The organism is Herbidospora solisilvae (genome assembly GCF_009901565.1).
GTDB lineage: Bacteria > Actinomycetota > Actinomycetes > Streptosporangiales > Streptosporangiaceae > Herbidospora > Herbidospora solisilvae.
On sequence record NZ_WXEW01000004.1, the window covers coordinates 574,002 to 599,395 of the forward strand.

Genomic DNA, 25,394 nt, shown 5'->3' on the forward strand with positions numbered 1-25,394 from the left:
CTGCTCCTTTTCATGGACGCCGTGCGCGTCCTGTTCCCGTCCCTGATCACCATCTACGGCCAGGCCGGCGACACCCCGCCGGAGCAACTGGGCCTCTTCGCGGCGTTGTGGTTCGTCCTCCCGCTGGCCGCGCTGCTCTTACCGGCGAGATGGGCGCTGCTGGGCGGCGGCGCCGTCCTGGCGGTGGGCCGCCTGGCCCTCCAGGCCACCGACGGCGGTCTCCCCCAGCTCTATGTGAGCGCCGTGTCGGTCACCGCCGGCATCGTCTTCCTGTACGGCGCCGCCAGGCTCGTGGCCGCCCCCCACGCCCGCCTGGCCCTCCCCCTCGGCCTCGCGCTCTCCCAGGCCCTCCACCTGTCGATCGGCCATGTGGACCTGGTCTGGCGCGACGGCCCGCTGCCGTGGATCCCGACGCTGTTGATCACTGCGGCCTTCGCCTGGGCGGTCGCGGGCGTGCGACCCGCCGACGACCCGGCGCCGGGCCACCTGTGGTTCGTCCTCGGCCCGGCGATCCTGCTGACCGGCATGTACCTGGGCCCGGCCGCCCTGATCGGCGACGGCGTGACTCCGGATCTGCGCGGCCCGCTGATCGTCAACCTGGTACTGGTCCTGATCCTGTTGCTGGCGGCCTCCCTGCGAGGCCCGACGGGCTTCCTGGGCCCGCTCGCGCTCCTGCTGGGGATCTGGGCCGCCTACACGGACGGCCGCGTGCATCTGGCCACCCTCCCGATCTTCGTCCTGGGACTCGGCGGTTGTCTCCAGATCAGCGGCTCGGGGCCAGCCGGCCGGCGGGCCGGGGGCGCCCTCCTCGGCGGCATGCTCGTGCTGTTCGCCGGGACCTTCGTGTACTACGCCGCCTATGACCTGAACCTGGGCTTCGACAACGGCCACGTCGTGATCGCCCTGGGAGTGCTGATCGCGGGGACGGCACTCAGCCGGGAAATCCGGCCTCGCTGGCAGTACGCCGTCGCGACCGTGGGCCTGGCCGTTCCCGCGCTGGTCGGGGCGCCGTTCAGCCCGTCCTCCGACCCGGGGCGGCCGATCGCGGGCGACGAGTTCACCGTGATCGCGTACAACATCAGAATGGGGTTCGGCACCACGGGAACCCTGGACCTCGACGCGATCGGCGCATGGGCGCGGTCGAGGAACCCCGATGTGGTGCTGCTGAGCGAGGTCGACCGGGGCTGGTTCCTCAACGGCGGCCACGACGATCTCGACCGCATCGCGTCGGTACTCGGCATGCGCTACTACTTCGCCCCGGCGGCCGACGCCATGTGGGGCGACGCGGTGCTGACGAACCTGCCGGTGTCCGATCTCGTGAGCCACCCGCTCAGGAGCTACGGCTACCCGACCGGCGCCCAGGCCCAGACCTTCACGATCGAGGTCGGGCGGCACCGGGTGGGCGTGCTGAACACCCATCTCCAGTCTCCCGAACGCCAGAGCGCCGACCTGCCGGTCCTCCTGCCGCCCGCGCCCGCCCTGCTCGCCGGCGACCTCAACCTCACCCCGGACGACGCCGCATTCACCGAGTTGCTGCGCCGGACCGGGCTGACCGACCCGCTGACGGCCTTCGGCGACCCGCCGACCTCGCCCGCCGACGATCCGGTCAAACGCATCGACCACGTGCTGCTCAGCCCGGGACTCACGGCCGTGTCCGCCGAGGTTCCCCGGGTGCCGTTCTCCGATCATCTGCCCGTCGTCGTGCGGATCCGCGTCGGCTGAGATGGGGGACCCAGGCCAACCAGTGCCAACCAGGCGGGATAATCGTTTACATGCGACTTTCTGCGCGTGTCGACTACGCCCTGCGGGCGGCGGCCGAGCTGGCCGCGTCCGGCGACGGCCCGACCACGGTGGGCGAACTCGCCAAGGGCCAGGAGATGCCGCCCAAATACCTGGAGAACATCCTGCTCCAGATGCGCCGGGCCGGCCTGGTCCGCGGCCAGCGCGGCCCCGAGGGCGGCTACGTGCTGGCCCGTCCGGCCAACCAGATCTCCCTGGCCGACGTGATCCGCGCGGTCGACGGCCCGCTGGCCAACGTCCGCGGCGAACGCCCCGAACACGTCGGCTACACCGGCGCGGCCCAGGCCCTCCAGCAGGTCTGGATCGCCCTGCGGGCCAGTGAACGGGCCATCCTCGAAGAGGTCACCCTCGACCAGATCGCGACGGGCGACCTCCCGAAGCGGGTCACCGACCTCTCCGACGACCCCTCGGCCTGGGACTCCCCCAACGCGCCCGTCTGATGCCTCAAGGGCCAACGCCCGGAGCCCCGACACCGGAAAGCCCGGTGCCTGAGAGCCCGGTGCCTGAGAGCCCGGTGCCTGAGAGCCCGGTGCCTGAGAGCCCGGTGCCTGAGAGCCCGGTGCCTGAGAGCCCGGTGCCTGAGAGCCCGGTGCCTGAGAGCCCGGTGCGCGATCGTTCCCTGCTCGGGTGTCCGGTCACCGGAGGCGCAGGTGCCTGAGGGCGACGCCGTCTACCGCACCGCGAAACGGCTGCGGGAGGCGCTCGACGACCGGGAGCTGACCCGCTCCGACTTCCGGGTGCCCCGCTACGCCACCGCCGACCTGCGCGGCCGGCGGGTGCTGACCACGGTGAGCCGGGGGAAGAACCTGCTCACCCGGGTCGAGGGCGGCGTGACGCTGCACACCCATCTGCGCATGGACGGATCCTGGCGGGTGACCAAGGCGGGCGCCCCGCTGAGGGGCGGCGACGTCGTCAGGGTCGTGCTGGCCAACAGTGTTTGGCAGGCCGTCGGCATCAAGCTCGGCGTGGTCGACCTGCTGCCCACCGCGAGGGAGGACCAGGTCGTCGGGCATCTCGGCCCCGACCTGCTCGGCCCTGACTGGGACACGGGGAAGGCCGTCGCCAACCTGCTGAAGGATCCTGACCGCACGATCGGGGAGGCGCTGCTCGACCAGCGCAATCTCGCGGGGATCGGCACGATTTGGCGGGCGGAGACGCTCTTCGTCACCCGCGTCGGGCCGTGGCGGCGCACCGGGGACGTGGCGGATCTGGCGGGGCTGGCCGAAACGGCCCACCGCCTCTTGGTGGAGAACAAGAACGAACATGGACCGGTCACGACCGGCGACCCGAGACCGGGTCGTGCGTTGTTCGTCTACGGCAGGGCACACCTTCCCTGCCGCGTCTGTGGAACGATCATCGAACGTGGAGAAATGGGATCACAACCGCAGGAGCGGGTGATCTACTGGTGCCCGCGCTGCCAGCCGGGCTAGGCGGCCACCATGTCCTTGACTTCGGGGAAACCGTCGAACTCCGGACCGGAGGGCACGGTCTCCGTGATGGGCAGGCGCTCACGCTCGGGCACGTCGGCCAAGACAGGCGCGTGCTGAAGCTCGGCGAGCGCGAACTGATCGGAGACTTCCCGCAACACCTGCGAAAGCGGCACACCCAGGGCACCGCAGATCGAGGCGAGCAGCTCGGACGACGCCTCCTTCTGACCACGCTCCACCTCGGACAGATAGCCGAGGGAGACCCGTGCCAGCGTGGAGACCTCGCGCAGTGTGCGGCTCTGCCGCACCCGTAGCCGCCGCAGGACGTCGCCGAGAAGCTGACGCAGCAGGACCATCTGTCGCTCCCTTCCCGGCGCGGGAGCCGTCACGACGCTCCGCGCTTTCGGTTCATATCGCCCGTTCTTTCCACGCCCTTCGTACATACTCCTCGCCGTCATCATTGGCTCGCTCGGCCCCTGCGCCGGGCGCGCCGTGGACTTGCTCCTCGCCGATGGCTCACGGACCTCACTCACAGCTCCACCGTACCTGTATCGAGCGACACCACGGCAGACCATGGTGAGCATGTTCGCTGGGGACGTAACGCGGTAATCACCCCGAATGTTCCCCCGAATTGGCCAGCAGCACACCTAGAAGTAGATCCAAAGCCATCTCACACGTATGGATACGGATGGATGAGCGGTCTCCGGTCAATCGCAGGTCAACGACTTTCGAGACGTCTCCGGGACCACTCAGGCCGCAGAAGACGGTGCCGACCGGCCTGCCGTCCTGGGGCTCGGGGCCGGCCACGCCGGTCACCGCGACCGCCCAGGTCGCCCCGGTGAGCTTCCGAACACCGGCGGCCATCGCGGCGGCCACATCGGGGTGGACGGCGCCCTCGCGGGCCAGCAGATCGGCCGGCACGCCGAGCAGCCGGGCCTTCAGGTCGGTGGCGTAGCTGATCACGCCGCCCACGAAGGCGGCCGAGGAGCCGGCCACACCGGTCACGGTCGCCCCGATGAGCCCACCGGTGAGGGATTCGGCCACGGCGAAAGTCTCACCCCGCTCCGCGAGCAGGGAGATCACCTTCGCTGCGGTCGAGCCGGTCACACCTGTTCCCTCCGGGCCACCTGGCGCAGTCTGACTGCCCGCACAACGTAGTCGACGCCGGTCGCCACCGTCACCAGGACGGCGGTCCCCATGGTGGCCCAGCGCACGACGTCGAGCAGGTCCGGCACGAGGAAGAACCCGACGGCGAAGATCTGCAGGACGGTCTTGATCTTCCCGCCGGTGCTGGCCGGGATGACGCCGAACCGGATCACCACGAACCGCAGCGCCGTCACGCCCAGCTCACGCGCGATGATCACGACGGTCACCCACCAGGGCAGCTCGCCGAGGAGCGACAGGCAGACCAGCGCCGACCCGATGAGCGCCTTGTCGGCGATCGGGTCGGCGATCTTGCCGAAGTCGGTGATCAGGCCGTATCTGCGGGCCAGGAAGCCGTCGAGCTGGTCGGTGATCGAGGCGAACATGAAGACGCCCAGGGCGGCCAGCCGCCAGCCGTCGCCCTCCAGGAACAGGAACACGATGAACGCGGGAACGACCAGCAGCCGCACGACCGTGAGCGCGTTGGCGATGTTCCAGGCGCTCACGGGAGGCGCGGCCGGCTCGACCGGATCGGTCACCACCAGCCGCTCGGGGGCGGCGTCGGCCATGACCGACGGGGCCGAGTCCCGTGGCTGGTCGTTGCTCTGGGTCACGTCGTGGCCTTGATCCTCGCGATCAGGTCAACCCCTTCCGAGTCGACCGCGACGGCGCGGACGATCTGCCCCGGCACCAGGCCGATGCCCTGGACCGTGACCGAGCCGTCGACCTCGGGGCCCTGGTGGGCGGCGCGGCCCTCGTAGCCGCCGTCGCCCAGGTCGTCTTCTACGAGCACCGACAACTCGGTGCCGATGCGCTCCTCCGCCCGCTGGGCGGTGAGCTCCTCGGCCAGTTCGGTGAGGATCGCCACCCGCTCGTCGACGACGTCCTGGTCGAGCTTGCCCTCGAACCCCGCGGCCTCGGTGCCGTCTTCGTCGGAGTAGCCGAACACCCCGATGACGTCGAGACGCGCCTCTTCGAGGAACGCGACCAGCTCGCCGAACTGTTCCTCGGTCTCGCCGGGGAAGCCGACGATGAAGTTGGACCGCACGCCCGCCTCGGGGGCCCGCTCGCGGATCTGCTTCAGCAGGCCGAGGAACTGGGCCGGGTCGCCGAACCGCCGCATGCGGCGCAGCACCGCGTTGCTGGCGTGCTGGAAGGACAGGTCGAAGTAGGGCGCGACGCCCTCGGTGCCGGCGATCACGTCGAGCAGGCCGGGCCGGAGCTCGGCGGGCTGCAGGTAGCTGACCCGGACGCGGTCGATGCCCTCGACGGCGGCGAGCTGCGGCAGCAGCTTCTCGAGCGCCCTGAGGTCGCCCAGGTCCTTGCCGTAGGAGGTGGAGTTCTCGCTGACCAGGACGAGCTCCCGCACGCCCTGACCGGCCAGCCAGGCGGCCTCGGCCAGCAGGTCGTCGGGGCGGCGCGAGACGTAGGCGCCGCGGAAGGCCGGGATCGCGCAGAAGGTGCAGCGCCGGTCGCAGCCCGAGGCCAGCTTCAGCGAGGCGACCGGCCCGCCGGTCAGCCGCCTGCGCAGCGTGCGCGGGCCGGAGGCGGGCGCGAGCCCGGCCGGCAGGTCGCCGTGGCCGGGCACCGCGACGGGCGCGGCGTGCCGCTCGACCGGGCTGATGGGCAGCAGGGTCCGCCGGTCGCGCGGCGTGTGGGCGGTCAGCGCCCGCCCTTCGAGCACGTCGTCGAGGCGGGCGCCGATGTCGGTGTAGTCGTCGAACGACAACACCGCGGCGGCCTCGGGCAGCGCCCCGGCCAGCTCGGTGCCGTAGCGCTCGGCCATGCACCCGGCGGCCACGACCTTGGCGCCCGAGTCGGCCGCCGCGAGGATGGTGTCGATCGAGTCCTTCTTCGCCGACTCGATGAACCCGCAGGTGTTGACCACGATCACGTCGGGGTCGTCGTCGCCCAGCGCCCAGCCTGCGGATTCCAGCCGCGCGGCGAGCTCCTCTGAGTCGACCTCGTTGCGGGCGCAGCCCAGCGTGATCATGGAAACGGTTCGGCGTGAAGACATGATGAAGCTACGGTATCGGGGATCGGCCACTAGCGGGGACGCGGGACCTCGACCCCGTAGGTCCGCTTGACGGTCTCCCCGGGGCGGCCCGGGGCGCCCAGGTCGCGGCCGTTCACGTTGAGCTGCACCGACCCCGCGTTGCCGAAGGTCAGGCGGGCCTTCTCCTTGACCCGGAAGCTGCGGCTGTCGCCGGTCGGGATCACGCCCATGAAGACGTTCTTGTTCTTGGCGTCCCGGACCTGGATCCAGGCCTCGCTGGTGGCGGTGATCTTCACGGTGACGTGGGTGGCCGCCTTGGCCGGGGCCGCCGGAGCGGCCGCCGGAGGCGCCGCCTTGGCCGCCGCCGGCGCCGAGTTGACCTTGACCGCCTGCTTCTCGGGCGTCTTGATCGCGCTGCCCATGATGCGCCCGACGCCGAAGACCGCCACGATGGCGATCGCGACCGCCATCGCGAGCGTCCAGTTGGGCGTTCGGCGTTCGCGCAGCTTGATGCCCTTGTCGATCGGGTACATCGCGCCCACGCCGGGGCGCGGGCCGCCCGTGAGGGCGTCGTACTCGCGGACCAGGGCGTCGCCCTCCAGGCCCAGCTCGCGGGCCAGGGCCCGCAGGTGACCCCGGGCGTAGAAGTCTCCGTTGCACGCGGAGAAGTCGTCGCGCTCGATCGCGGCGATGATCGCCTCGCGGATCCGGGTGCGCCGGCTCAGGTCGGCTACGGACAGCCCCCTGTGCTCACGCGCATCCGAGATCGTTCCACCGATGGACATCTGCGGCCCCCCGCCCATCCCGACGCTGAGTAGTGAGTTACATTCAATCAGTAACATCACTATGTTGTAGCGCCGGGGTCACCACCCCGGAGATCTGCGAGCAACCCGGCGAGTTCGTCCGGCTTCACCATCACCTCACGGGCCTTGGAGCCCTCGCTCGGGCCGACGACGTTGCGCGATTCGAGCAGGTCCATCAGGCGGCCCGCCTTGGCGAACCCGACGCGCAGCTTGCGCTGCAACATCGAGGTCGAGCCGAACTGGGTCGTCACGATCAGCTCCGCGGCCTGGATCAGCAGGTCGAGGTCGTCGCCGATCTCCTCGTCGATCTCCTTCTTGGCGGTCGCCTGGGCGGCCACGTCGGAGCGGTACTCGACCTGCATCTGGGCCTTGCAGTGGCCGACGACCTCGGCGATCTCCTTCTCCGACACGAACGCGTTCTGCAGCCGCATCGGCTTGCTGGCGCCCATCGGGAGGAACAGCGCGTCACCCTGGCCCACCAGCTTCTCGGCGCCGGGCTGGTCGAGGATGACCCGCGAGTCGGCCAGCGAGGAGGTGGCGAACGCCAGCCGCGAGGGCACGTTGGCCTTGATCAGGCCGGTGACGACGTCGACCGAGGGCCGCTGGGTGGCGATCACGAGGTGGATGCCGGCCGCGCGGGCGAGCTGGGTGATGCGCACGATCGAGTCCTCGACGTCGCGGGGGGCGACCATCATCAGGTCGGCCAGCTCGTCGACGATCACCAGCAGGTAGGGGTAGGGCTGGTAGACCCGCTCGCTGCCGGGCGGGGCCACGAGGCTGCCGGCCCTGACGGCCTTGTTGAAGTCGTCGACGTGCCGGAAGCCGCTGGCGGCCAGGTCGTCGTAGCGGCGGTCCATCTCCCCCACGACCCATTCGAGGGCCTCGGCGGCCTTCTTCGGGTTGGTGATGATCGGGGTGATGAGGTGGGGGATGCCCTCGTACGCGGACAGTTCCACCCGCTTGGGGTCGACCAGGACCATCCGGACCTCGTCGGGGGTGGCCCGCATGAGCACCGAGGTGATCAGGCCGTTGATGCAGGTCGACTTGCCCGCGCCGGTGGCGCCCGCGATGAGGATGTGGGGCATCTTGGCGAGGTTGGCCACGATGGTGCGGCCCTCGACGTCCTTGCCGAGGCCGACGATCATCGGGTGGTGGTCGGCCTGGGCCACCTGCGAGCGCAGCACGTCGCCCAGCGACACCAGGTCCTTGTCGACGTTGGGGATCTCCACGCCGATCGCCGACTTGCCGGGGATCGGCGACAGGATGCGCACGTCGGCCGACTTGACGGCGTAGGCGATGTTCTTGGTGAGCGCGGTGACCTTCTCGACCTTGACCGAGGGGCCCAGCTCGATCTCGTAGCGGGTCACGGTCGGGCCGCGCGTGAACCCGGTGACCTGGGCGTCGATGGCGAACTGCTCCAGCACGCTGGTCAGCGCGTTGACGACGGTCTTGTTGGCCTTGGTCTCGGCCTTCGGCGCGCTGCCGGGGCGGAGCATCTGGGTGTCGGGGAGCGTGTAGGGACCGGCCTGCGGCGAGAGCATGAGCTGCTCGACCTTGCGGGGCGCCGGGGTGGGCTCGGGCGGCAGCGTCTGCTGGGGCGCCGGCGGCTCGTCGGCCGGAGGCAGCGGCACGTCGTCGACGAGGCCCGGCACGATCTCCGGCGAGTGGTCGGTCGGCTTCTCCCGCAGTATCGGCGTGTCGTAGGGCTTGACGTGCTCCCCCGGCTCGGGGCGCGCCGGCTTCTTCTTCGGCTTCCTGTCGGAGGAGTTCTCGAAGGGCTTCTGGAACAGCAGCACCTTGATCTCGCCCAGCCGCTCGGGCACCCGGTGGATCGGCGTCGCGGTGACCACCAGCGCGCCGAACCCGGCCAGCATCAGCAGCAGCGGGATCGTGATGAACGACGGCAGGATGCTGTCGGGCGGCGCGGCCACGATGAACCCGAGCATGCCTCCGGCGGCCGAGACCTTCTCCATGCCGTCGTCGGCGGTGCCCGCCGGATAGGGGGTGCCGTGCGCGACGTGCACGATGCCGAGGATGCCGGCCGCCAGCGCGGTGAAGCCGATCAGCATGCGGCCCGTCTCGCCGTTCTGATCGGGGTGGCGCAGCAGCCGCCAGGCGATCAGGCCCATGATCAGCGGCACCGACCAGAAGAGCGAGCCGACCGTGCCCCGCACGACCGCGTCGACCACCGTGGCCACCGAGCCCTTGCTGGTCCGCCACGTCATCGCGGCCAGCACGATCGCCCCCGCCAGCACGGCCAGGCCGAGGCCGTCGCGCCGGTGGGCGGGGTCGAGGTCGCGGGCGCCGTTGCCGATGGCCCGCGCCGCGCCGCCGATCGCGTTCGCGATCAGGGTCCAGATGCCGACGACGAGCTTGCCGATCATCAGGAACACCCACGACAGCGGGTCGTTCCCGGTGCCGGCCGGCCGCCTGGGCGGGGCCGGCTTCCGGCGGGGCGGTGGCGCCTTCTTCTTGACGGTCGGGCGGGGGGCGGGACGTGGCGTCTGCCGAGACGTCGGCCGCTTCCCACCGGAGGACGCACGGGTGGCCATGATGGTCACGGTATTGCGCAACCGCCACATAAACACGTAAGCGCGCCGCCCAACCGCGCATCGCCGTCGTGGGTCTCGAAGTTCCTTTCCGTTACGGCTTCGCGTGGCCGGCCATACGACCGGCTCGGGCCGCAGGCCCGCGCTGGTGCACGCACGCGGGGATGTCCCCGTGGTGGAGCCCGAACCGCCGGCCCGGCGCAGGGAGCTCCGGCCGCGGAGAGGCGCCGGCCCCCGTGAGGGCCGGCGCCTCCCTTTTCCGTGTCGCCCGGTCAGGTCAGGGGACCGGGTGACGCGCTAGACGTTGATCCGGCCCGCGCCCGCGCCGGAGGTCACGATGGACTTGACGCTGGAGGCGGTGTCGAGGGAGTAGGAGTAGGGGATCGACGCGACGCTGCCGCCGGCCTGGCCCGTGCCCGAGTTGACGAAGTGGTTGTTGCGGGCCACCAGGGTGCCGGGGCCGGAGTCGCCCTCGCCCAGGTGGTAGGGGTCTTCGGTGTTCTCGAAGTAGTTGCCCTCGACGAGCACGCCCGCGCCCTCGGTCGAGGCCACGCCGTAGCTGGTCACGCCGCCGTAGTAGTTGTTGTAGACGTGGACCGGGTTGCCGAACCGGACGCGCGGGTGGCGCTGGCCGGTGCCGTCGAACCAGTTGTGGTGGTAGGTCACCCGCAGGTGGCCGCGGTCCTCGGAGCCGTTGCCGTCGTCGTGGCCGAGCAGCATCGACTTGTCGTGGTCGTAGATGCGGTTCCACGAGATCGTCACGTAGTCGCTGGCCCGCTTGACGTCGATGGCGCCGTCGTAGCCGTTCGACAGGGTGTTGTGGTCGATCCAGACCCGCGTGGAGTACTGGACGTTGATCGCGTCGTCGTTCCAGTTCCGGAAGGTCAGGTTGCGGATGATCACGTTGGTGGCCTCCGCGACGTTCAGGCCGCAGCCCTGGATGACCGCCCCGGAGTTGCCGATGATCGTCTTGTTCGAGCCGACCCGGAGCATGCCGGAGCAGGAGATCGTCCCGGAGACCCGGATCACGGCCGCGTTGGTCCCGGACATCGCCGTGGTCAGCGCGCCCGAGCTGGTGACGGTGGTGGCCGAGGCGTTGCCGCCGCCGGTGGTGCCGCCGCCCTGGGTGGCCCAGCCGACCAGTCCGCCGGGCGGCGGGCCGACCGTCGGGGTGACCGTGGGGGTCGGGTTGGGGGTCGGGGTGACCGTCGGCGTGGGCTGCGGGCCGCTCGACGGGGTGAACGTCCAGTGCTTGGTCACCACGTTGTCGCAGGAGTTCTGCTGGATGACGGCGTTGGAGGCGGTGGAGTTGTCGCGTGTGTTCACGCACTTGCCGCCGTTGCCGTTGACGATCCGGGTGCCGCCCGCGGCGTCGGAGAACGTCCAGGTCTGCGAGGCGGACCCGTTGCAGGTCTGCTGGACGATCGCCTTGCCCGCCGAACTGCTGTTGTCCTGGACGCCCAGGCACTTGCCGCTGTGCCCGGCGGTGATGCGGTAGCCGCCGTTCTGGGCGGTCAGGGTGAAGCGCTGGTTGGTGGTGCCGGTGCAGGCGTACTGGATCAGCCCGGCGTTGTCGGCCGTGCTGAAGTTCAGCACGTCGAGGCAGAGGTTGCTGCCCCGGTTGACCACGGAGTACGTACCGGGGCCCGGGGCCGCGTGGGCGCTCGTGGTCAGGGGGACCACGACGCCGGCGACGGCCAGGACGGCGGCGCCGAAGACGGCGAGCAGCCGTCTTCTGACACTCAATCTGGACACGTGTGAAGCTCCTTTCTCAAGGTCGCTGCACAACATAAGCGCCCGTTTCATGTAGTGAAACGATGAGGTCAGATCGATCTTCGCGACATGGGCGTACACAAAATGGGCCGTGAAAGTTTCATGTGGCGGAACGTTTTTCTATGTATTGACACGCCGTTCTGTGTAGTGGAATCTCCAGGCATGTCTGCTCTCGATTGGTCGGTCCTGGCCGCCTACTTCGTCGTGATGATCGGCATCGGCGTCTGGTCCAAGGGCCGCGTCCACACCGTCGTCGACTTCTTCACCGCGCGCGGGCGCATCCCCTGGTGGCTCGCCGGGATCTCGCACCACATGTCCGGCTACAGCGCGATCATGTTCGTCGCGTTCGCGGCGGTCGCCTACGACTACGGCCTGGCCATGTACGTCTGGTGGGCCCTCACCATCGGCATCGGCGTCGGCATCGGGGCCTTCCTGTGGGCGGCGCGGTGGAACCGGCTGCGGGCCGCGCACGGCGTGGCCTCCCCGCTGGAATACCTGGCCCGGCGCTACAACCTGCCGGCCCAGCAGGTGCTCGCCTACAGCGGCGCGCTGCTCAAGGTGGTCGACATCGCGGCCAAGTGGGTGGCCATCGCGATCCTGCTGCGCGGGTTCGCGGGCATCCCGATCTTCTGGGGCATCCTGGTCACCGGGCTCGTCACGATGGTCTACATCACGGCCGGGGGCCTGTGGGCCGACGTGCTGACCGACTTCGGGCAGTTCGTCATCCAGGGCGTCGCCGGGATCGCGATGTTCTTCGCGGTGCTGGGCCACCTCGACGGCCTGCCCACGTTGTGGACGATGTGGGACCGGCTGCCCGAGGGCCACGGCGACCCGTTCGCCGGGCCGTACACGGTGACGTTCTTCCTGGCGCTGCTGTTCATCAAGACCTTCGAGTACAACGGCGGGATGTGGAACCTGGCGCAGCGCTACATGGCCGCGCCGAGCGGCAGCGAGGCGAAGCGGTCGGCGCTGCTGTCGAGCGCGCTCTGGCTGGTCTGGCCGCTGATCCTGTTCATCCCGATGTTCGCCGCGCCGCTCATCGTGCCGGGCCTGGCCGACGCCGAGGAGGCCTACGTGAAGCTGGCGCAGACCCTGCTGCCGCAGGGGGTCGTCGGCCTGGTGCTGGCGGGGTTCTTCTCCCACACGATGGCGATGGTCTCCTCCGACGCCAACGTGATCTCCTCGGTGATCACCCGCGACATCGCGCCCGTGCTGATGCCCCGGTTACGCCGCCTGGCCGACGCGGCGCAGCTCACCTTCGCCCGCGTGACCACCTTCGTGTTCGTGCTGATCAGCATGGTCATCGCGATCACCACCGAGGGCCAGGGGGCGGTGCTGAAGATCGTGGTCGACCTGGTGGCGGCGACGATGGGCCCGATCTCGATCCCGCTGATGCTCGGCATGCTGCCCTGGTTCCGCCGCAGCGGCCCGCTGGCGGCCATCGTGTCGTGGGCGGCCGGCCTGTCGGTCTGGGCCTACGTGAAGTGGATCGCCGGCTCGACCGACCAGGCCGTGGTGGTCGGCGTGCCCCTGGTGACCTCTCTGGTCCTGTACGTCGCCGTCGGCCTCCTGCGGCCCGAGCGCACCCGCGACCGCGACGAACTGGTCGACTCCCTGAACGACGACCACGACCCCGCGCGTACCTGAGGAAGGAAGGCCCCCATGGCGCGGTGGGGGCCTTCGCACGTCTAGCGGTCGGACTCCAGGACGCCGCCGTTGGCGACGTCGGACTTCTCGATCTCCCAGTACACGATTCGCACCGCCTCGGGGCGGGCCTTCAGAATGTCGACGGCGGCCTCGGTGACGGCGGCGACGAAGTCCCTGCGCTGGTCCATGGTCCGGCCGGACAGCAGTTCCACGGTGATGTTGGGCATGACGTCCTCCCTAGGCGTTGCGTAAAATAAGACCATATTCCACTACATGGAACAACAGAAGAAGGTGCGCATGGATGTGGTCGTCGCAGGCGAACCGCTGGTCGAATTCTCCGCCGACCATCCGCTGACCGAGGCCGAGACCTTCCGCCTGTCCTTCTCCGGCGACGCCCTGAACGTGGCGGTCGCCGCGGCCGCCGCCGGGGCCCGCACCGCCCTGGTGTCCCGGCTGGGCGACGACGAGTTCGGCGAACGGCTGATCCGCTTCGCCGCCGGCCACGGCGTCGACACCCGCTGGCTGACCCCCGGCACCGGCCCGACGGGCGCCTACGTGGTGGGCGCCGACCCGTCGGGCGAACGTGCCTTCGCCTACCTGCGGCAGGGGTCGGCGGCCTCCCGCCTGACACCCGCCGACCTGACCGACTCCCCCGCGGCGCTGGCCCGCGTGCTGGTGCTGAGCGGCATCACCGCCGCGTTGTCGGAGAGCTGCGACCAGGCGGTCAGATCCGCCTCCGCGAACGCCACCGGCCAGGTCGTCTACGACGCGAACTTCCGGGCCCGCCTGACCGCCCCGGAAGCCGCCGCCGCGACCCTGCGCGCCGTCGCCCCCCACACCGCGATCGTGAAAATTTCAGCCCCCGCCGACAGCATGGCCCTCGTGGGCACCGCCGATCCGGTCGAGACGGCCCGCCGAGTGCGCGACCTGGGGGCCCCCTCCGTGGCGGTGACCCTGGGTGCCGACGGGGTGCTGCTGGCGGAGGGCGAGGTCTTCCACGAGATCCCGGCGGTCCCGGCACGACTGGTCGTGGACCAGACGGGCGCCGGTGACAACTTCACCGGCGCGATGGCGGCCTGGCTGGCCCGAGGGGCGTCGCTACCGGACGCGGTGCGGGCGGGCACGGCGGCGGCGTCGCTCTCGCTGGCGGGCCGGGGCGGAACGGGCCGGGTCGCGGCGGCCGCCGAGATCGAAGACCTGCTGGGAGACCCGGTCAGCGGCGGGTGAGGGTCGTCGGGGCGCCGAGCGCCAGCGACACCTCGCGGGCCGCCGAGACGATCTCGGGGGCCAGTTCCCGCAGCGCCTCGGGCTCCAGGTCCATCGCCAGCGTCGAGATGGAGATGCCGCCGAACACCTGGCCGGTGTGGTCGAAGACGGCCGCGCCGACGCAGCGGATGCCCGGCACGTTCTCCTCGTCGTCGACGGCGTAACCCGCCGCGCGCACGCCGACCAGGTGGGCGAGCAGTTCCTCCTCGCCCACGACGGTGTTGGGGGTCAGCTTGACCGGCTGGGTGCGGGCCACGATGGCGCGGACCTCGTCGTCGTCGAGCTGGGCCAGCACCGCCTTGCCGATGGCCGTCGAGTAGAGGCGCAGGCTCATGCCCACCCGCGAGGGCATCTGGTAGGGGCGGCGGCCCTCCAGCTTCTCGACGTAGACGGCCTCGTCGCCGCTGCGGATGGCGAAGTGGGTGGTGAAGCCGGTGCGTTCGTGGAGGGCGCGCAGGGCCGTGGCGGCCTGGCGGGCCGGGTCGAAGCGGCTCATCACGCGCCCGGCCAGGGTGAGGATGCGGGGGCCCGGTTCGTAGCCGCCGTTGCCGTCGGTCCGGGCGAAGTCCCACTCCACCAGCGACTGGAGGATGCGGTGCACCGTCGACTTCGAGACGCCCGTGGCGGCCGCGATGTCGGTGATCCGGTGATGTTCGGCGATCGCCTCGAGGACCGCGAGCGCCTTGTCGATGGAACTGCCTTCCCTGACCACGCCCCGAGCCTACTAGCGGGCCAGCCAGCCGCCGTCCACGGCCAGAACGTGACCGTTGACGTAATTCGACGCGGGGCCCGCCAGGAACACGGCGGCCCCGGCGACGTCCTCGGGGGTGCCCCACCGCCCGGCGGGGATGCGCGCCCTGATCGCGGCCTCGCGCGAGGGGTCGGCCCGGAGGGGCGCGGTGTTGGCGGTGGCGACGTATCCGGGGGCGACGGCGTTGACCTGGACCCCGGCCGCCGCCCATTCGCAGGCCAGCGCCTTGGTGAGCCCGGCGACGCCGTGCTTGGCGGCGGTGTAGCCCGGGACGGTGACGCCGCCCTGGAACGACAACATCGAGGCCAGCATGACGATCTTGCCGCTGCCCCGGGCCAGCATGGGGGCCCCGAACGCCTGGCACAGCAGGAAGACGGCGTCGAGGTTCACCCCGAGCACCTCCCGCCAGTCCCGGTACGCGTGCCCTGTGGCCGGGGCCCGCCGGATGACGCCGGCGTTGTTGACCAGCACGTCCACCCGCGTGGACGCGAGCAGTTCGGCGGCGGCCTCCGGGATCGCCTCGGGCGCGGACAGGTCGAGCACCCAGCGCCGGGCCACGCGGCCGAGCGCCGTCACCTCGGCCTCCACCTCGTCGAGGTCGTCGTGATGACCGTGCAGGACGAGATCGGCCCCGGCGCGGGCCAGCCCGACGGCGACGGCCCGGCCGATGCCGGTCCGGGCCCCGGTGACCAGGGCGGTCACGCCCTCCAGGGAGAAGGGGTTCACCGCAGGTCGCCGATCGCCACCGGCACCATGTCCTGGTAGTCCTGGTTCTCGCCGCCCATGGCCCAGACGAAGGCGTAGCCGCGGGTGCCGAAGCCGCAGTGCACCGACCATGGCGGCGAGACGACCGCCTCCCGGTCGGCCACCACCAGGTTGCGCGTCTGCGCCGGTTCGCCCATCAGGTGGATCACGCGGTCGTCGGGTCCGAGGTCGAAGTAGAGATAGGCCTCGGTGCGGCGGTGGTGGGTGTGGCAGGGCATGGTGTTCCACATGCTCCCGGGGGCGAGCACCGTCACGCCCAGCACGAGCTGGCAGCTGCGGATCCCGCCCTCGTGGATGTGCTTGTGCACGACCCGCTCGTTGGCGCCCTCCCGGCCGCCGAGGGCGAGCCGTTCGGGGTCCGTCGACAGCGTGGTCGGGTGGCTCGTGTGGGCGGTGGTGGAGACCAGGTAGAAGGCGCCGCCCTCGAACGTCACGTCGCGAGTGCCCCGGCCGACGTAGAGGACGTCCCGGCCGCCCAGCTCGAACACCGAGCCGTCGACCGTCACCGTGCCGGGCGGGCCGACGTTGACCACGCCCAGCTCACGGCGTTCGAGGAAGGTCGCCGAACCCAGCGCCGACGGGTTCGGCAACGTCAGAGGCCCGGCGGCCGGGAGCGCGCCGCCGAGCACGAGCCGGTCCTCGTGGGAGTAGAGCAGCCGGACCTCTCCCGGCCGGAACAGGCCGTCGGCCAGGAACCGCGCCCGGAGCTGCTCGGTCGTCATGCCGGGGATCTGGTCGGGGGCGGTGGCGTGCCGGACGTCCATCTCTCAGCCTTCCCGTATGACGGAAGTGCGTACCGCTACATAGAACACACTAGCGTATGGGGAAGCGATACTCCGTCCACGACCGGAACTCCTCGCCCGGCCGGAGCACGACCGAGGGGAAGCCCGGGTTGTTGGGCGAATCGGGGAAGTGCTGGGTCTCCAGGCATAGGCCGGCGTGGGGGCCGTAGGGCGTGAGCTCGGGTGAGAGCATGCCGCCGGCGTAGAACTGCACGCCCGGCTGGTCGGTGGCCACCTCCATGACCCGGTCGCCGCACTCGACCCGGATCAGCCCGCCGGGGTTGAGCACGTAGTTGTGGTCGTACGCACCGCCCATCCGCGCGCCCACGGCAGCGGGTGAGCGGAAGTCGAACGGGGTGCCCTCGACCGGGGCCAGCTCCCCCGTGGGGATCTTGTGCTCGTCGACCGGGGTGTAGGCGTCGGCGTCGATCGTCACCACGTGGCCGAGCACGTCGCCGCCCCCGGCCAGGTTGAAGTAGCTGTGGTTGGTCAGGTTGAGCACGGTCGGGGCGTCGGTGACGGCGGCGTAGTCGATGCGGAGGGCACGGGCGGCCAGGGTGTAGGTGACCTCGACCGACAGGGTGCCGGGGTAGCCCTCCTCGCCGTCGGGGCTCACGTGCCGCAGCACGATCGTGTCGGCCGCCGCCGAGGCCGACCAGACCCGCTTGTCGAACCCGCGCACGCCGCCGTGCAGGGCGGCCGTGCCGTTGTTGCGGGCCAGCCGGTAGGTGGTGCCGTCGAGGTCGAAGCGGCCGCCGGCGATGCGGTTGCCGTAGCGGCCGACGACCGCGCCGAAGTAACGGCTGCGGGTCAGGTAGTCGCCGAGGGTGTCACAGCCCAGCACGACGTCGACGCCGTCGACCTCCAGCGACTGGATCACGCAGCCGTAGGTGAGCACCGCGGCGGTCAGGCCGCCGCCGGTCAGGACATGCCGTTCGACCTTCTCGCCCTCAGGGGTCTGTCCGAAGTTCACGCCTCACCGGTCCCGTCGAGTCGCGGATGATCAGGTTGGTGGCCAGGGTGGCGAGCGCCGGAGTGGCCGTCTCCCCCGCGCCGACGAGCTGGAGCAGCAGGTCGACGGCGGTCCGCCCGGCGGCTTCGGCGGGCATGGCGACCGTGGTCAGCTTGGGCCGGCTGACGCGCCCGGCCACGATGTCGTCTATGCCGACCACGCTGACCCGGCCGGGCACTTCGACGCCGAGAGCGGTCAGGCCCTCGACCAGGCCGATCGCCATCAGGTCGTTGTAGGCCAGCACCCCCGTCACGTCGGCCGACGCGACCGCCTCGGCCAGCGCCAGGCCGCCGTGCTCGGTCGGGGAGTTGGGGCCGAAGACGGTCAGGTCGATGCCGGGCACCGCGTGGGCCGCGTCGGTGATCTCCCTGGACGTCCACGACCCCGCCGGGCCCGCCAGCAGGGCGATCCGGCGGTGGCCGAGCGACACCAGGTGGCCGATGGCCTCGCGGGCGCCGCTGCCGACGTCCATCAGCACGTTGGACATGCCCTTCATGCGCCGGTTGACCACGACGAACGGGACGTCCTCGCGCAGCTTCTCGATGACCCGGTTGGACAGCCGCGGGGAGCACAGCAGCACGCCGTCGACCTGTTTGGCCAGCGTCTGGATGAGCTCCTCCTCGACCTGCGGGTCCTCGTCGGTGTCGGCGACGAACACGTGGTAGTCGCGGGTCCGGGCGTGGGCCTGGGCGCCCTTGATCAGGTGGGAGAAGAACGGGTTGGCGATGTCGGCCACGATCAGGCCGAGGTTGTGGGTGCGCCCGGTGGTCAGGGCGCGGGCGGCCCGGTTGGGCCGGTAGCCGAGATCCTCCGCCGCGGCCAGGACCCTGTTCCTGGTCTCGGTGTTGACCAGGTGCGGCGCCGAGAACGTGCGCGAGACGGTCGACACATGCACCCCGGACGCCTGCGCCACGTCACGGATCGTCGCTGCCACGGAGCTCCTCTCCTCCCTGTCTCCAGGGCAGGTCCCAGACGCGGACCACGGTCGCCCGCGTCCCGCTCTGCCGAGAATTAATGCAAACGGTTGCATCAGTGTCAAGGCGGAAAGGCCTCCTCCAAATTGACCCCTTGACGTTTCCGACGAGTGAAGGGAATGTTTCGTGCAACCGGTTGCAGTATCACGTGTCTCGCTTCCCCGGCCCCTCTTCTAAGGAGTCACGGCCATGCGTGTCGCACGGTCGCGCACCCCCTATGTCCTGATCGCCCCGGCGGTGATCGCGATGCTCGGGTTCCTCGTCTACCCGATGGGCAGCGTGATCTATTACAGCCTGCAGCACTACGACGTCACCCAGCCCTGGGACAACGGCTTCGCCGGCCTGGGGAACTTCCGCGTCCTGCTGTTCGAGGACCCGCTGTTCTGGCAGAGCCTCGGGTTCAGCGTGAAGTGGGTGGTCGTCGAGGTCGTGCTGCAGCTGCTCTTCGGGCTGGCGCTGGCCCTGATCGTCAATGAGACGTTCATCGGCCGCGCGATCTCGCGGGCCCTGGTGTTCTCCCCGTGGGCGGTGTCGGGGGTGCTCACGACCGGGATCTGGATCCTGCTCTACAACCCCTCGACCGGGATCTTCCGCTACCTCGCCGACATCGGCGTCGGCGGTTACGACACCGCGCCGCTGGCCGACCCGTCGACGGTGTTCGCGGCCGCGGTGGTCGCCGAGTTGTGGCGCGGGGTGCCGTTCTTCGCGATCCTGCTGCTCGCCGACCTGCAAACGGTCTCAGGCGAGTTGTACGAGGCCGCGTCGGTCGACGGCGCGAGCCGGATCCGCCGGTTCGTGCACATCACGCTGCCGCACCTCAAGGACGCGATCATCCTGTCCACCCTGCTCCGCGCGGTGTGGGAGTTCAACAACGTCGACCTGCTCTACACGCTGACCGGCGGCGGTCCCGCCCACCAGACGACGACCCTGCCGCTCTACGTGGCCGCCAAGGCCGTCCAGTCGCACGACTTCGGCTACGGCTCGGCGCTGACCACGGCCGCGTTCCTGGTGCTGACCTTCTTCTCGATCGCCTATCTGAGGCTGAGCAAGTTCGGAGCCCGCTCGTGACCACGACCCTGATCCGGCCCGTCGCGCAAGCGGCGCCGCCGATCACCCGAAAACCCGCGAACCGGGTGAGCCGCTGGCAGATCTACCTGCCGCTGGGCCTCTACCTGCTGTTCACGCTGGTCCCCTTCTACTGGATGGTGGTCTTCGCGTTCCGGCCGCGCGGCTCGGACTCGCTGCTGCCGTGGCCCGTCACGCTCGACAACTTCGAACACGTGTGGACCGGCATGGGGTTCTCGGTCTTCTTCCAGAACTCGCTGCTGGTCGGCGTGGCCTCGCTGATCTCGACCACGGTGATCGCCCTGGCCGGCGGCTACGCCCTGGCCCGCTACGACTTCCGGGGCCGGCAGGCGTTCCTGGTCGGCATGCTCTGCACCCAGTTCATCCCGGGCGCGATGATGCTGATCCCGCTGTTCGAGATCTTCCGGACGCTCGGGCTGGTCAACTCGCTGTGGGCGCTGGTGATCGCCGAGACCGTCTTCCAGCTTCCGCTGTCGCTCATCCTGATCAGCGGATTCGTCAAGAACATCCCGATCGAGCTGGAACAGGCGGCCTGGGTCGACGGCTGCTCGCGGCTGCGCGGCTTCTTCGCGGTCGTGCTGCCGATGTTGCGGCCCGCGCTCGTCGCGGTCGGGTCGTTCGCGTTCATCCACTCCTGGAACAACTTCCTCTTCGCGCTGATGTTCGTGAACGAGCAGGACAAGTTCACCCTGCCGGTCGGGCTGGCGTTCACGATCGGCGAGTTCAGCGCCGACTTCGGGGCGCTGGCCGCCGGCGGCGTGGTCGCGGCGGTGCCGGTCGTGCTCGTCTTCGCGGTCATCCAGCGCTATCTCGTGCAGGGCCTGTCGGCGGGGGCGGTGAAGGGCTGATGAGAGTTCTGGTCACGGGCAGCGCCGGCCGGTTCGGGCGCAGCGTGGTGACGGCGCTGGCCGACGCGGGCCACGAGGTGGTCGGCATCGACACGGTCGCGGGCACTCCCCCGCAGGCGCTGTGGTTGCCGGCCGACCTGACCGATCCCGGTGAGGCGTTCGGGGTGATGAGCCGGTTCCGGCCCGACGCCGTCGTCCACCTCGCCGCCGTCGCGACGCCGTTCTCGCGTACGGACGGGCTGACCTTCCGGGTCAACACGCAACTGGCCTTCAACGTGTGCGACGCGGCGACGGCGCTCGGGGTCGGCCGGGTGGTCGTGGCCTCCAGCCCGACCGTCATCGGCTACGGCGCGCCCGGAGGGTGGACGCCGTCCTACCTGCCGATCGACGAAGACCATCCGACCCGGCCGTGGAACGCCTACGCGGTGTCCAAGCTGGTGGCCGAGCAGGTCATGGCCTCGTTCGCGCGGTCGGGGACCGGCACGCACTTCGCGGCGGTGCGGCCCTGTTTCGTGGTCGCCCCCGAGGAGTGGGAGGGCGCGCCGACGCAGTCGGGGCACACGATCAGGGAGCGGCTCGACCGGCCCGGCGTCGCCGGGGTGTCGCTGTTCAACTACGTCGACGCGCGCGACGCCGCAGACCTGGTGCTGACCCTCGTCGACCGGATGCACGAGGTGCCCAGCGGCGAGGTGTTCTTCGCCGGGGCGTCCGACGCGCTGGCCAGGGAGCCGCTGGCCGACCTGCTCCCCCAGGTGATGCCGTCGACGGCCGGCCACGCCGCCGTGCTGACGGGCACCTCCCCCGCGTTCTCCGCGGCCAAGGCCGGGCGGCTGCTCGGCTGGCAGGCCAAGCGGAGCTGGCGTACCGAGATGGGAGACATCTGAATGGACCTCAGCGGGGTTCTCTTCTTCCCCGTCACCCCCTTCGACGCCGATGGCCGGGTGGCGGAGGGCATGCTGGCCGAGCACCTGCGCGGCGGCCTGGCCCACGGGCCGGGCGCGGTGTTCGCGGCGTGCGGCACCGGCGAGTTCTCCTCCCTCTCCGAGGAGGAGCACGCGCGGGTCGTCGCGGTCGCCGCCGAGCAGACGGCCGGGCGGGTGCCGCTCTTCGCCGGGGCCGGCGGGCCGCTCGGGGCCGCGCTCCGGCACGCCCGCACCGCGCGGGAGGCCGGGGCCGACGGGGTGCTGCTGCTGCCGCCCGCCGCCCGGGGCCCCCGCTACGCCGACTACGTGCGGGCGGTGGCGGCCGAGGGGGTGCCGGTCATCCTCTACGCCCGCGACCACCTGGTGCTCTCGCCCCAGGAGGTGCTCGACCTGGCCGCCATCCCGGGCGTCGTCGGGCTGAAGGACGGCGTCGGGGACATCGACCGGATGCAGCGGATCGTGCGGGCGATGGACGGGCGCGACTTCACCTTCTTCAACGGGCTGCCGACGGCCGAGCTGACCATGCCGGCCTACCGGGCGATCGGGGTCGGCCTGTACTCCTCCGCGGTGTTCGCGTTCGCGCCGGAGATCGCGATGGCGTACCGCGCGGGGAACGAGCGGCTGCTCGGGGAGTTCTACGTGCCGCTCGTGGAGCTCAGGTCGAAGGTCGCCGGGTACGCCGTCTCGCTGGTCAAGGCCGGGGTGCGGCTGCGCGGGCTGGACGCCGGGGCGGTCCGGCCGCCGCTGGCCGACCTCGCGCCCGACCACCTGGCCGAGCTCGACCGCCTCATCAAGATCGGGCTTGAGCTGACATGACGCGGATCGCGGGCCTGCACACGCTCCCGCTGCGGGCGGACCTGCCCCGGCCGTGGGGGCCCGACGTGCCGTACAACCACGTGATCGCCTGCACGCTCGTCCTCGACGACGGGCGGACCGGCACCGGCTTCTCCTGGACCCCCTCGATCGGGGCGGCGGCGGTGACCGCCCTGCTCGACCACGACATCGCCGCGTTCGTGAAAGGGCTGCCGCCGCATCCCGAGGTCGTCTGGGACCACCTGTGGCGGCACCTGCGCGAAGCGGGCGGCGGCGGCGTCACGACCATCGCGATGGCGGCGGTGGACATCGCGTTGTGGGACCTGCGGGCGTCGGGCCAGGGGCTCGGGCTCGCCGACACGATCGGCCGCCGCCGCGACACCGTGCCCGTCTACGCGAGCGGGGTGAACCGGCACTACCCGCTCGGCGAGCTCGTCGAGCAGGCCCGGCGCTGGATCGGCTACCCCGCCGTGAAGATCAAGGTGGGCCGCGACGACGACGTCGAGCGGGTGGCCGCCGTCCGGGAGGTGCTCGGGCCGGGCACCTCGCTGATGGTCGACGCCAACCAGCGCTGGGACCTCTTCCGGGCCCGCGCGATGATCCGGGAGCTGGAGCCCTTCGGGCTCACCTGGGTCGAGGAGCCGCTGCCCGCCGACGACCTGCACGGGCTGCGGCGGCTGCGCGAGTCGGTGGACGTGCCGATCGCCGCCGGCGAGAGCCTCTACACCGTCCACGAATTCCGCGCCCTGCTGGAGGCGGTCGACGTCGTGCAGCCCAACGTCGTCAGGGTCGGCGGCGTCACCCCGCTGCTGCGCATCGCCGAACTGGCCCGCGTCCACGGCGTGCCCACCTTCCCGCACCTGCTGCCCGACCTGTCGGCGCAGCTCGCGCTGGCGCTCCCGCTGCCGTGCATGGTCGAGGACGTCGAGGACGCCTCCCTGGCCGCGCTCGGCCTGCTCGACGGGCCGCCGCCGGTCGAACTCGGCCCCGGCGGGGCCCGGGTCGGCACCCACTCAGGTCATGGCCTGCGCTTCGTTTCCAGGCAGATTCCGAGCGCCCTGGAGGGCCGATCATGAACGGCACCACCACACGAACCGTCCCGGTGGTCCTGGCCGGGGCCTACGGCCACGGCTGGTGGCACCTGGAGAACCTGCGGCGCCTGGCCGGCGGCGGGCAGGTCCGGCTGGCGGGCGTCTGCGACGTACGGGAGATCGAGCCCGGCCTGCTGCGCGGGCTCGGCGACCCCGAGCAGTCGGCCGACCTCGGGCGGCTGATCGAACGGACCGGCGCCGAGGTGACCATCCTCGTCACGCCCATCCACACCCACCGCGACCTGGCGATCCGCGCGCTGGAGGCCGGGTCGCACCTGCTGCTGGAGAAGCCGCCCGCCGCGACCCTGGCCGGGTTCCACGAGATCGGGACGGCCGTCCGGCGGACCGGCCTGGCCTGTCAGGTCGGGTTCCAGAGCCTCGGCTCGGCGGCGATACCCGCGATCCGCCGCCTTGTCGCCGAGGGCGTCATCGGCCGGGTGCGCGGCATCGGCGTCGCCGGCGCCTGGGAGCGCCCCTCGGCCTACTTCACCCGCTCGGCGTGGGCGGGCAGACGCCGCGCCGGGCGGGTCGACGTCATGGACGGCGCCCTCACCAACCCGTTCGCGCACGCCGTCGCGACCGCCCTGGCCGTGGCCGGGAAGGGCGCGGCCGACGACGTCGCCGGCATCGACGCGGAGTTGTTCCACGCCAACCCGATCGAGGCCGACGACACCTCCTGCCTGCGCATCCGCCTGTCGGATGGCCCGCCGATCACCATCGCGGTGACCCTCACGGCCGACCGCAGGCACGAGCCCTACGTGACCGTCCACGGCACCGAAGGGCGGATCACGTTGACGTACACCCTGGACCAGGTGCGGGTGGAGAGCCGGGCGCGCGGCGTGTCCACCACCACCTACGCCCGCGCCGACCTGCTGGAGAACCTCCTCTCCCACGTCCGCGACGGCGTGCCGCTGCTGGTGCCGCTGCACCGGACGGGCGCGTTCATGCGGGTGCTGGAGGAGATCCGGCTCGCGCCCGACCCGCTGCCGATCCCCGACGCCCACCAGGAGATCGAGCACGAGAACGGCGTCGTGGTCCGCCGCACCATCCCCGGCGTCGCCAACCTGACCGCGCGCAGCGCCGAGCACCTGGCGCTGTTCTCCGAGCTCGACGTGCCGTGGGCGGCCCCGCGCGCGGTGCTGAAGGCGGCCGGGCGGGTGGTCGCCGAGTACAACTGGCGGCCCGAACTGGCCACCACGCTCTCGCCCCGCCCCTACCTGCATCCGGTGCGGACGCTGGCCGGCGTCCCGGTGACCGAGGTCAACCCGGCCGACCACGTCCACCACCTGGGGGCCTCGATCGCGGTCGCCGACGTGTCGGGCCGCAACTTCTGGGGCGGCCGGACCTACGTCCGGGGCCGCGGCCCCACCTGGCTGAACAACCACGGCGTGCAGAACCACGTCGCGTTCACCCGCCGCGACGAGCACGGCTTCACCGAGACCCTGCGCTGGACCGGCGTCGACGGCCTGGACCTCATCGAGGAGACCCGCCGGGTCACGGCCCGCCCGCTGCGCCGGGGCTGGGCCCTCGACGTGGAGTTCACGCTGGCCAACCTCACCCGCGAGCCGCTCACCATCGAGAGCTCGGCCACCAAGGGCCGCGCCGGCGCCGGGTACGGCGGCTTCTTCTGGCGGGCCCCCGGCGCGTCGGCCGACCGGACCGCGTTCACCGCGTGGGACGACGAGCCGCACGGCAGCCGCGCGCCGTGGCTGGCGATGTCGGCCGACGACTGGACGCTGATCTTCGTCCAGGACGCCGACCCGTGGTTCGTGCGCGTCGACGAGTATCCGGGCGCCGGACCGGCGCTGGCCTGGGAGGTCCCGCTCGTCGTCGAGCGCGGGCTGACCCGCCGGATCGTCACCATCATCGCCGACGGCCGCCTCACTCCCGCCGAGGCCGCCGATCTGGTCACAGACATCGGGGACATCCAACGAGAAAGGTAGAC

24 protein-coding genes are annotated in these 25,394 nt (G+C 71.2%); 11 read left to right on the forward strand and 13 right to left on the reverse strand.

Annotated features, from left to right (window positions below):
- Nucleotides 1–12: 12 nt before the first annotated feature.
- The 3 genes from GT755_RS16015 (at nucleotide 13) to GT755_RS16025 (ending at nucleotide 3,230) form a co-directional block, all read left to right on the forward strand.
- Nucleotides 13–1,722 (forward strand): endonuclease/exonuclease/phosphatase family protein, encoded by a 1,710-nt coding sequence (locus GT755_RS16015; protein ID WP_161480491.1) that lies wholly within the window; start codon nucleotides 13–15, stop codon nucleotides 1,720–1,722.
- 50 nt (nucleotides 1,723–1,772) lie between these two features.
- Nucleotides 1,773–2,240 carry an RrF2 family transcriptional regulator gene (locus GT755_RS16020; RefSeq protein ID WP_062340711.1) on the forward strand — a complete coding sequence of 156 codons (468 nt, stop codon included), beginning with the start codon at nucleotides 1,773–1,775 and terminating at the stop codon, nucleotides 2,238–2,240.
- A gap of 210 nt (nucleotides 2,241–2,450) precedes the next feature.
- Entirely contained in the window at nucleotides 2,451–3,230 is a 780-nt protein-coding gene (locus GT755_RS16025) for a DNA-formamidopyrimidine glycosylase family protein (protein ID WP_161480492.1), read from the forward strand.
- Here GT755_RS16025 and GT755_RS16030 read toward each other — a convergent pair.
- The 7 genes from GT755_RS16030 to GT755_RS16060 form a co-directional block, all read right to left on the reverse strand.
- On the reverse strand, nucleotides 3,227–3,583 hold the full coding sequence (locus tag GT755_RS16030) for a helix-turn-helix domain-containing protein (protein ID WP_030450836.1): 357 nt from the start codon (nucleotides 3,581–3,583) through the stop codon (nucleotides 3,227–3,229). The two genes, GT755_RS16025 and GT755_RS16030, sit on opposite strands and share 4 nt — an antisense overlap.
- Nucleotides 3,584–3,836: 253 nt before the next feature.
- Complete coding sequence (locus tag GT755_RS16035; RefSeq protein ID WP_161480493.1) at nucleotides 3,837–4,334, reverse strand: CinA family protein; 498 nt, start codon at nucleotides 4,332–4,334, stop codon at nucleotides 3,837–3,839.
- Nucleotides 4,331–4,939, reverse strand: coding sequence for a CDP-diacylglycerol--glycerol-3-phosphate 3-phosphatidyltransferase (gene pgsA, locus GT755_RS16040; RefSeq protein ID WP_161480646.1), 609 nt, complete (start codon nucleotides 4,937–4,939; stop codon nucleotides 4,331–4,333). Before pgsA ends, GT755_RS16035 begins: the two co-directional genes overlap by 4 nt.
- Before the next feature lie 41 nt (nucleotides 4,940–4,980).
- Nucleotides 4,981–6,387: a 30S ribosomal protein S12 methylthiotransferase RimO gene (gene rimO, locus GT755_RS16045; RefSeq protein WP_161480494.1), complete on the reverse strand. Its 1,407-nt coding sequence runs from the start codon at nucleotides 6,385–6,387 to the stop codon at nucleotides 4,981–4,983.
- Between the two features lie 29 nt (nucleotides 6,388–6,416).
- On the reverse strand, nucleotides 6,417–7,151 hold the full coding sequence (locus GT755_RS16050) for a helix-turn-helix domain-containing protein (RefSeq protein WP_161480495.1): 735 nt from the start codon (nucleotides 7,149–7,151) through the stop codon (nucleotides 6,417–6,419).
- A 59-nt stretch (nucleotides 7,152–7,210) separates the two neighbouring features.
- Nucleotides 7,211–9,721 carry an FtsK/SpoIIIE family DNA translocase gene (locus GT755_RS16055; RefSeq protein WP_161480496.1) on the reverse strand — a complete coding sequence of 837 codons (2,511 nt, stop codon included), beginning with the start codon at nucleotides 9,719–9,721 and terminating at the stop codon, nucleotides 7,211–7,213.
- A gap of 294 nt (nucleotides 9,722–10,015) precedes the next feature.
- Nucleotides 10,016–11,473 (reverse strand): RICIN domain-containing protein, encoded by a 1,458-nt coding sequence (locus GT755_RS16060; RefSeq protein WP_328794358.1) that lies wholly within the window; start codon nucleotides 11,471–11,473, stop codon nucleotides 10,016–10,018.
- Between the two features lie 180 nt (nucleotides 11,474–11,653).
- On the opposite strand from GT755_RS16060, the gene GT755_RS16065 reads away from it, so the two are divergent.
- Complete coding sequence (locus GT755_RS16065) at nucleotides 11,654–13,138, forward strand: sodium:solute symporter family protein (RefSeq protein ID WP_161480497.1); 1,485 nt, start codon at nucleotides 11,654–11,656, stop codon at nucleotides 13,136–13,138.
- Nucleotides 13,139–13,179: 41 nt separating this feature from the next.
- Here the strand turns inward: GT755_RS16065 and GT755_RS16070 are convergent, their stop codons facing one another.
- Nucleotides 13,180–13,365 (reverse strand): tautomerase family protein, encoded by a 186-nt coding sequence (locus tag GT755_RS16070; protein ID WP_030450844.1) that lies wholly within the window; start codon nucleotides 13,363–13,365, stop codon nucleotides 13,180–13,182.
- A gap of 46 nt (nucleotides 13,366–13,411) precedes the next feature.
- On the opposite strand from GT755_RS16070, the gene GT755_RS16075 reads away from it, so the two are divergent.
- Complete coding sequence (locus GT755_RS16075; RefSeq protein ID WP_202610051.1) at nucleotides 13,412–14,365, forward strand: sugar kinase; 954 nt, start codon at nucleotides 13,412–13,414, stop codon at nucleotides 14,363–14,365.
- On the opposite strand, the gene GT755_RS41120 is transcribed toward GT755_RS16075, so the two are convergent.
- From GT755_RS41120 to GT755_RS16100, 5 genes are read right to left on the reverse strand one after another with little or no spacing between them, the layout of a single operon-like run.
- Nucleotides 14,352–15,116, reverse strand: a complete 765-nt coding sequence (locus tag GT755_RS41120; protein WP_161480498.1) for an IclR family transcriptional regulator — start codon at nucleotides 15,114–15,116, stop codon at nucleotides 14,352–14,354. The two genes, GT755_RS16075 and GT755_RS41120, sit on opposite strands and share 14 nt — an antisense overlap.
- A 12-nt stretch (nucleotides 15,117–15,128) precedes the next feature.
- Nucleotides 15,129–15,881: an SDR family oxidoreductase gene (locus GT755_RS16085; protein ID WP_161480499.1), complete on the reverse strand. Its 753-nt coding sequence runs from the start codon at nucleotides 15,879–15,881 to the stop codon at nucleotides 15,129–15,131.
- Entirely contained in the window at nucleotides 15,878–16,684 is an 807-nt protein-coding gene (gene kduI, locus GT755_RS16090; protein ID WP_161480500.1) for a 5-dehydro-4-deoxy-D-glucuronate isomerase, read from the reverse strand. The genes GT755_RS16085 and kduI overlap by 4 nt, the downstream gene beginning before the upstream one ends.
- A 49-nt stretch (nucleotides 16,685–16,733) precedes the next feature.
- Nucleotides 16,734–17,675: an aldose epimerase family protein gene (locus GT755_RS16095; RefSeq protein ID WP_161480501.1), complete on the reverse strand. Its 942-nt coding sequence runs from the start codon at nucleotides 17,673–17,675 to the stop codon at nucleotides 16,734–16,736.
- Nucleotides 17,653–18,648, reverse strand: coding sequence for a LacI family DNA-binding transcriptional regulator (locus GT755_RS16100; RefSeq protein ID WP_137251968.1), 996 nt, complete (start codon nucleotides 18,646–18,648; stop codon nucleotides 17,653–17,655). The genes GT755_RS16095 and GT755_RS16100 overlap by 23 nt, the downstream gene beginning before the upstream one ends.
- A 229-nt stretch (nucleotides 18,649–18,877) precedes the next feature.
- Here GT755_RS16100 and GT755_RS16105 point away from each other — a divergent pair, with 229 nt between their 5' ends.
- Genes GT755_RS16105 through GT755_RS41125 form a run of 6 tightly spaced genes read left to right on the forward strand, consistent with a single transcriptional unit; the run spans nucleotide 18,878 to nucleotide 25,392 of the window.
- Entirely contained in the window at nucleotides 18,878–19,756 is an 879-nt protein-coding gene (locus GT755_RS16105) for a carbohydrate ABC transporter permease (RefSeq protein WP_161480502.1), read from the forward strand.
- Complete coding sequence (locus tag GT755_RS16110) at nucleotides 19,753–20,622, forward strand: carbohydrate ABC transporter permease (protein ID WP_161480503.1); 870 nt, start codon at nucleotides 19,753–19,755, stop codon at nucleotides 20,620–20,622. Before GT755_RS16105 ends, GT755_RS16110 begins: the two co-directional genes overlap by 4 nt.
- The gene (locus tag GT755_RS16115) at nucleotides 20,622–21,506 is read left to right on the forward strand and encodes an NAD-dependent epimerase/dehydratase family protein (protein ID WP_161480504.1); all 885 of its coding nucleotides are present in this window, start codon (nucleotides 20,622–20,624) and stop codon (nucleotides 21,504–21,506) included. Before GT755_RS16110 ends, GT755_RS16115 begins: the two co-directional genes overlap by 1 nt.
- Nucleotides 21,507–22,361, forward strand: coding sequence for a 5-dehydro-4-deoxyglucarate dehydratase (locus GT755_RS16120; protein WP_161480505.1), 855 nt, complete (start codon nucleotides 21,507–21,509; stop codon nucleotides 22,359–22,361).
- Nucleotides 22,358–23,434, forward strand: coding sequence for a mandelate racemase/muconate lactonizing enzyme family protein (locus GT755_RS16125; protein ID WP_161480506.1), 1,077 nt, complete (start codon nucleotides 22,358–22,360; stop codon nucleotides 23,432–23,434). The genes GT755_RS16120 and GT755_RS16125 overlap by 4 nt, the downstream gene beginning before the upstream one ends.
- Entirely contained in the window at nucleotides 23,431–25,392 is a 1,962-nt protein-coding gene (locus GT755_RS41125) for a DUF6807 family protein (protein ID WP_161480507.1), read from the forward strand. Before GT755_RS16125 ends, GT755_RS41125 begins: the two co-directional genes overlap by 4 nt.
- The last annotated feature ends 2 nt before the right edge of the window (nucleotides 25,393–25,394 follow it).

Bases quoted from the DNA above. Each gene is read 5' to 3' on its own strand.
- GT755_RS16015 (WP_161480491.1), top strand. From the start codon at position 13: ATGGACGCCGTGCGCGTCCTGTTCCCGTCCCTGATCACCATCTACGGC.
- GT755_RS16020 (WP_062340711.1), top strand. From the start codon at position 1,773: ATGCGACTTTCTGCGCGTGTCGACTACGCCCTGCGGGCGGCGGCCGAG.
- GT755_RS16030 (WP_030450836.1), bottom strand. From the start codon at position 3,583: ATGGTCCTGCTGCGTCAGCTTCTCGGCGACGTCCTGCGGCGGCTACGG.
- pgsA (WP_161480646.1), bottom strand. From the start codon at position 4,939: ATGGCCGACGCCGCCCCCGAGCGGCTGGTGGTGACCGATCCGGTCGAG.
- rimO (WP_161480494.1), bottom strand. From the start codon at position 6,387: ATGTCTTCACGCCGAACCGTTTCCATGATCACGCTGGGCTGCGCCCGC.
- GT755_RS16050 (WP_161480495.1), bottom strand. From the start codon at position 7,151: ATGTCCATCGGTGGAACGATCTCGGATGCGCGTGAGCACAGGGGGCTG.
- GT755_RS16055 (WP_161480496.1), bottom strand. From the start codon at position 9,721: ATGGCCACCCGTGCGTCCTCCGGTGGGAAGCGGCCGACGTCTCGGCAG.
- GT755_RS16065 (WP_161480497.1), top strand. From the start codon at position 11,654: ATGTCTGCTCTCGATTGGTCGGTCCTGGCCGCCTACTTCGTCGTGATG.
- GT755_RS16070 (WP_030450844.1), bottom strand. From the start codon at position 13,365: ATGCCCAACATCACCGTGGAACTGCTGTCCGGCCGGACCATGGACCAG.
- GT755_RS16075 (WP_202610051.1), top strand. From the start codon at position 13,412: ATGGAACAACAGAAGAAGGTGCGCATGGATGTGGTCGTCGCAGGCGAA.
- kduI (WP_161480500.1), bottom strand. From the start codon at position 16,684: ATGGACGTCCGGCACGCCACCGCCCCCGACCAGATCCCCGGCATGACG.
- GT755_RS16105 (WP_161480502.1), top strand. From the start codon at position 18,878: ATGCGTGTCGCACGGTCGCGCACCCCCTATGTCCTGATCGCCCCGGCG.
- GT755_RS16115 (WP_161480504.1), top strand. From the start codon at position 20,622: ATGAGAGTTCTGGTCACGGGCAGCGCCGGCCGGTTCGGGCGCAGCGTG.
- GT755_RS16120 (WP_161480505.1), top strand. From the start codon at position 21,507: ATGGACCTCAGCGGGGTTCTCTTCTTCCCCGTCACCCCCTTCGACGCC.
- GT755_RS16125 (WP_161480506.1), top strand. From the start codon at position 22,358: ATGACGCGGATCGCGGGCCTGCACACGCTCCCGCTGCGGGCGGACCTG.
- GT755_RS41125 (WP_161480507.1), top strand. From the start codon at position 23,431: ATGAACGGCACCACCACACGAACCGTCCCGGTGGTCCTGGCCGGGGCC.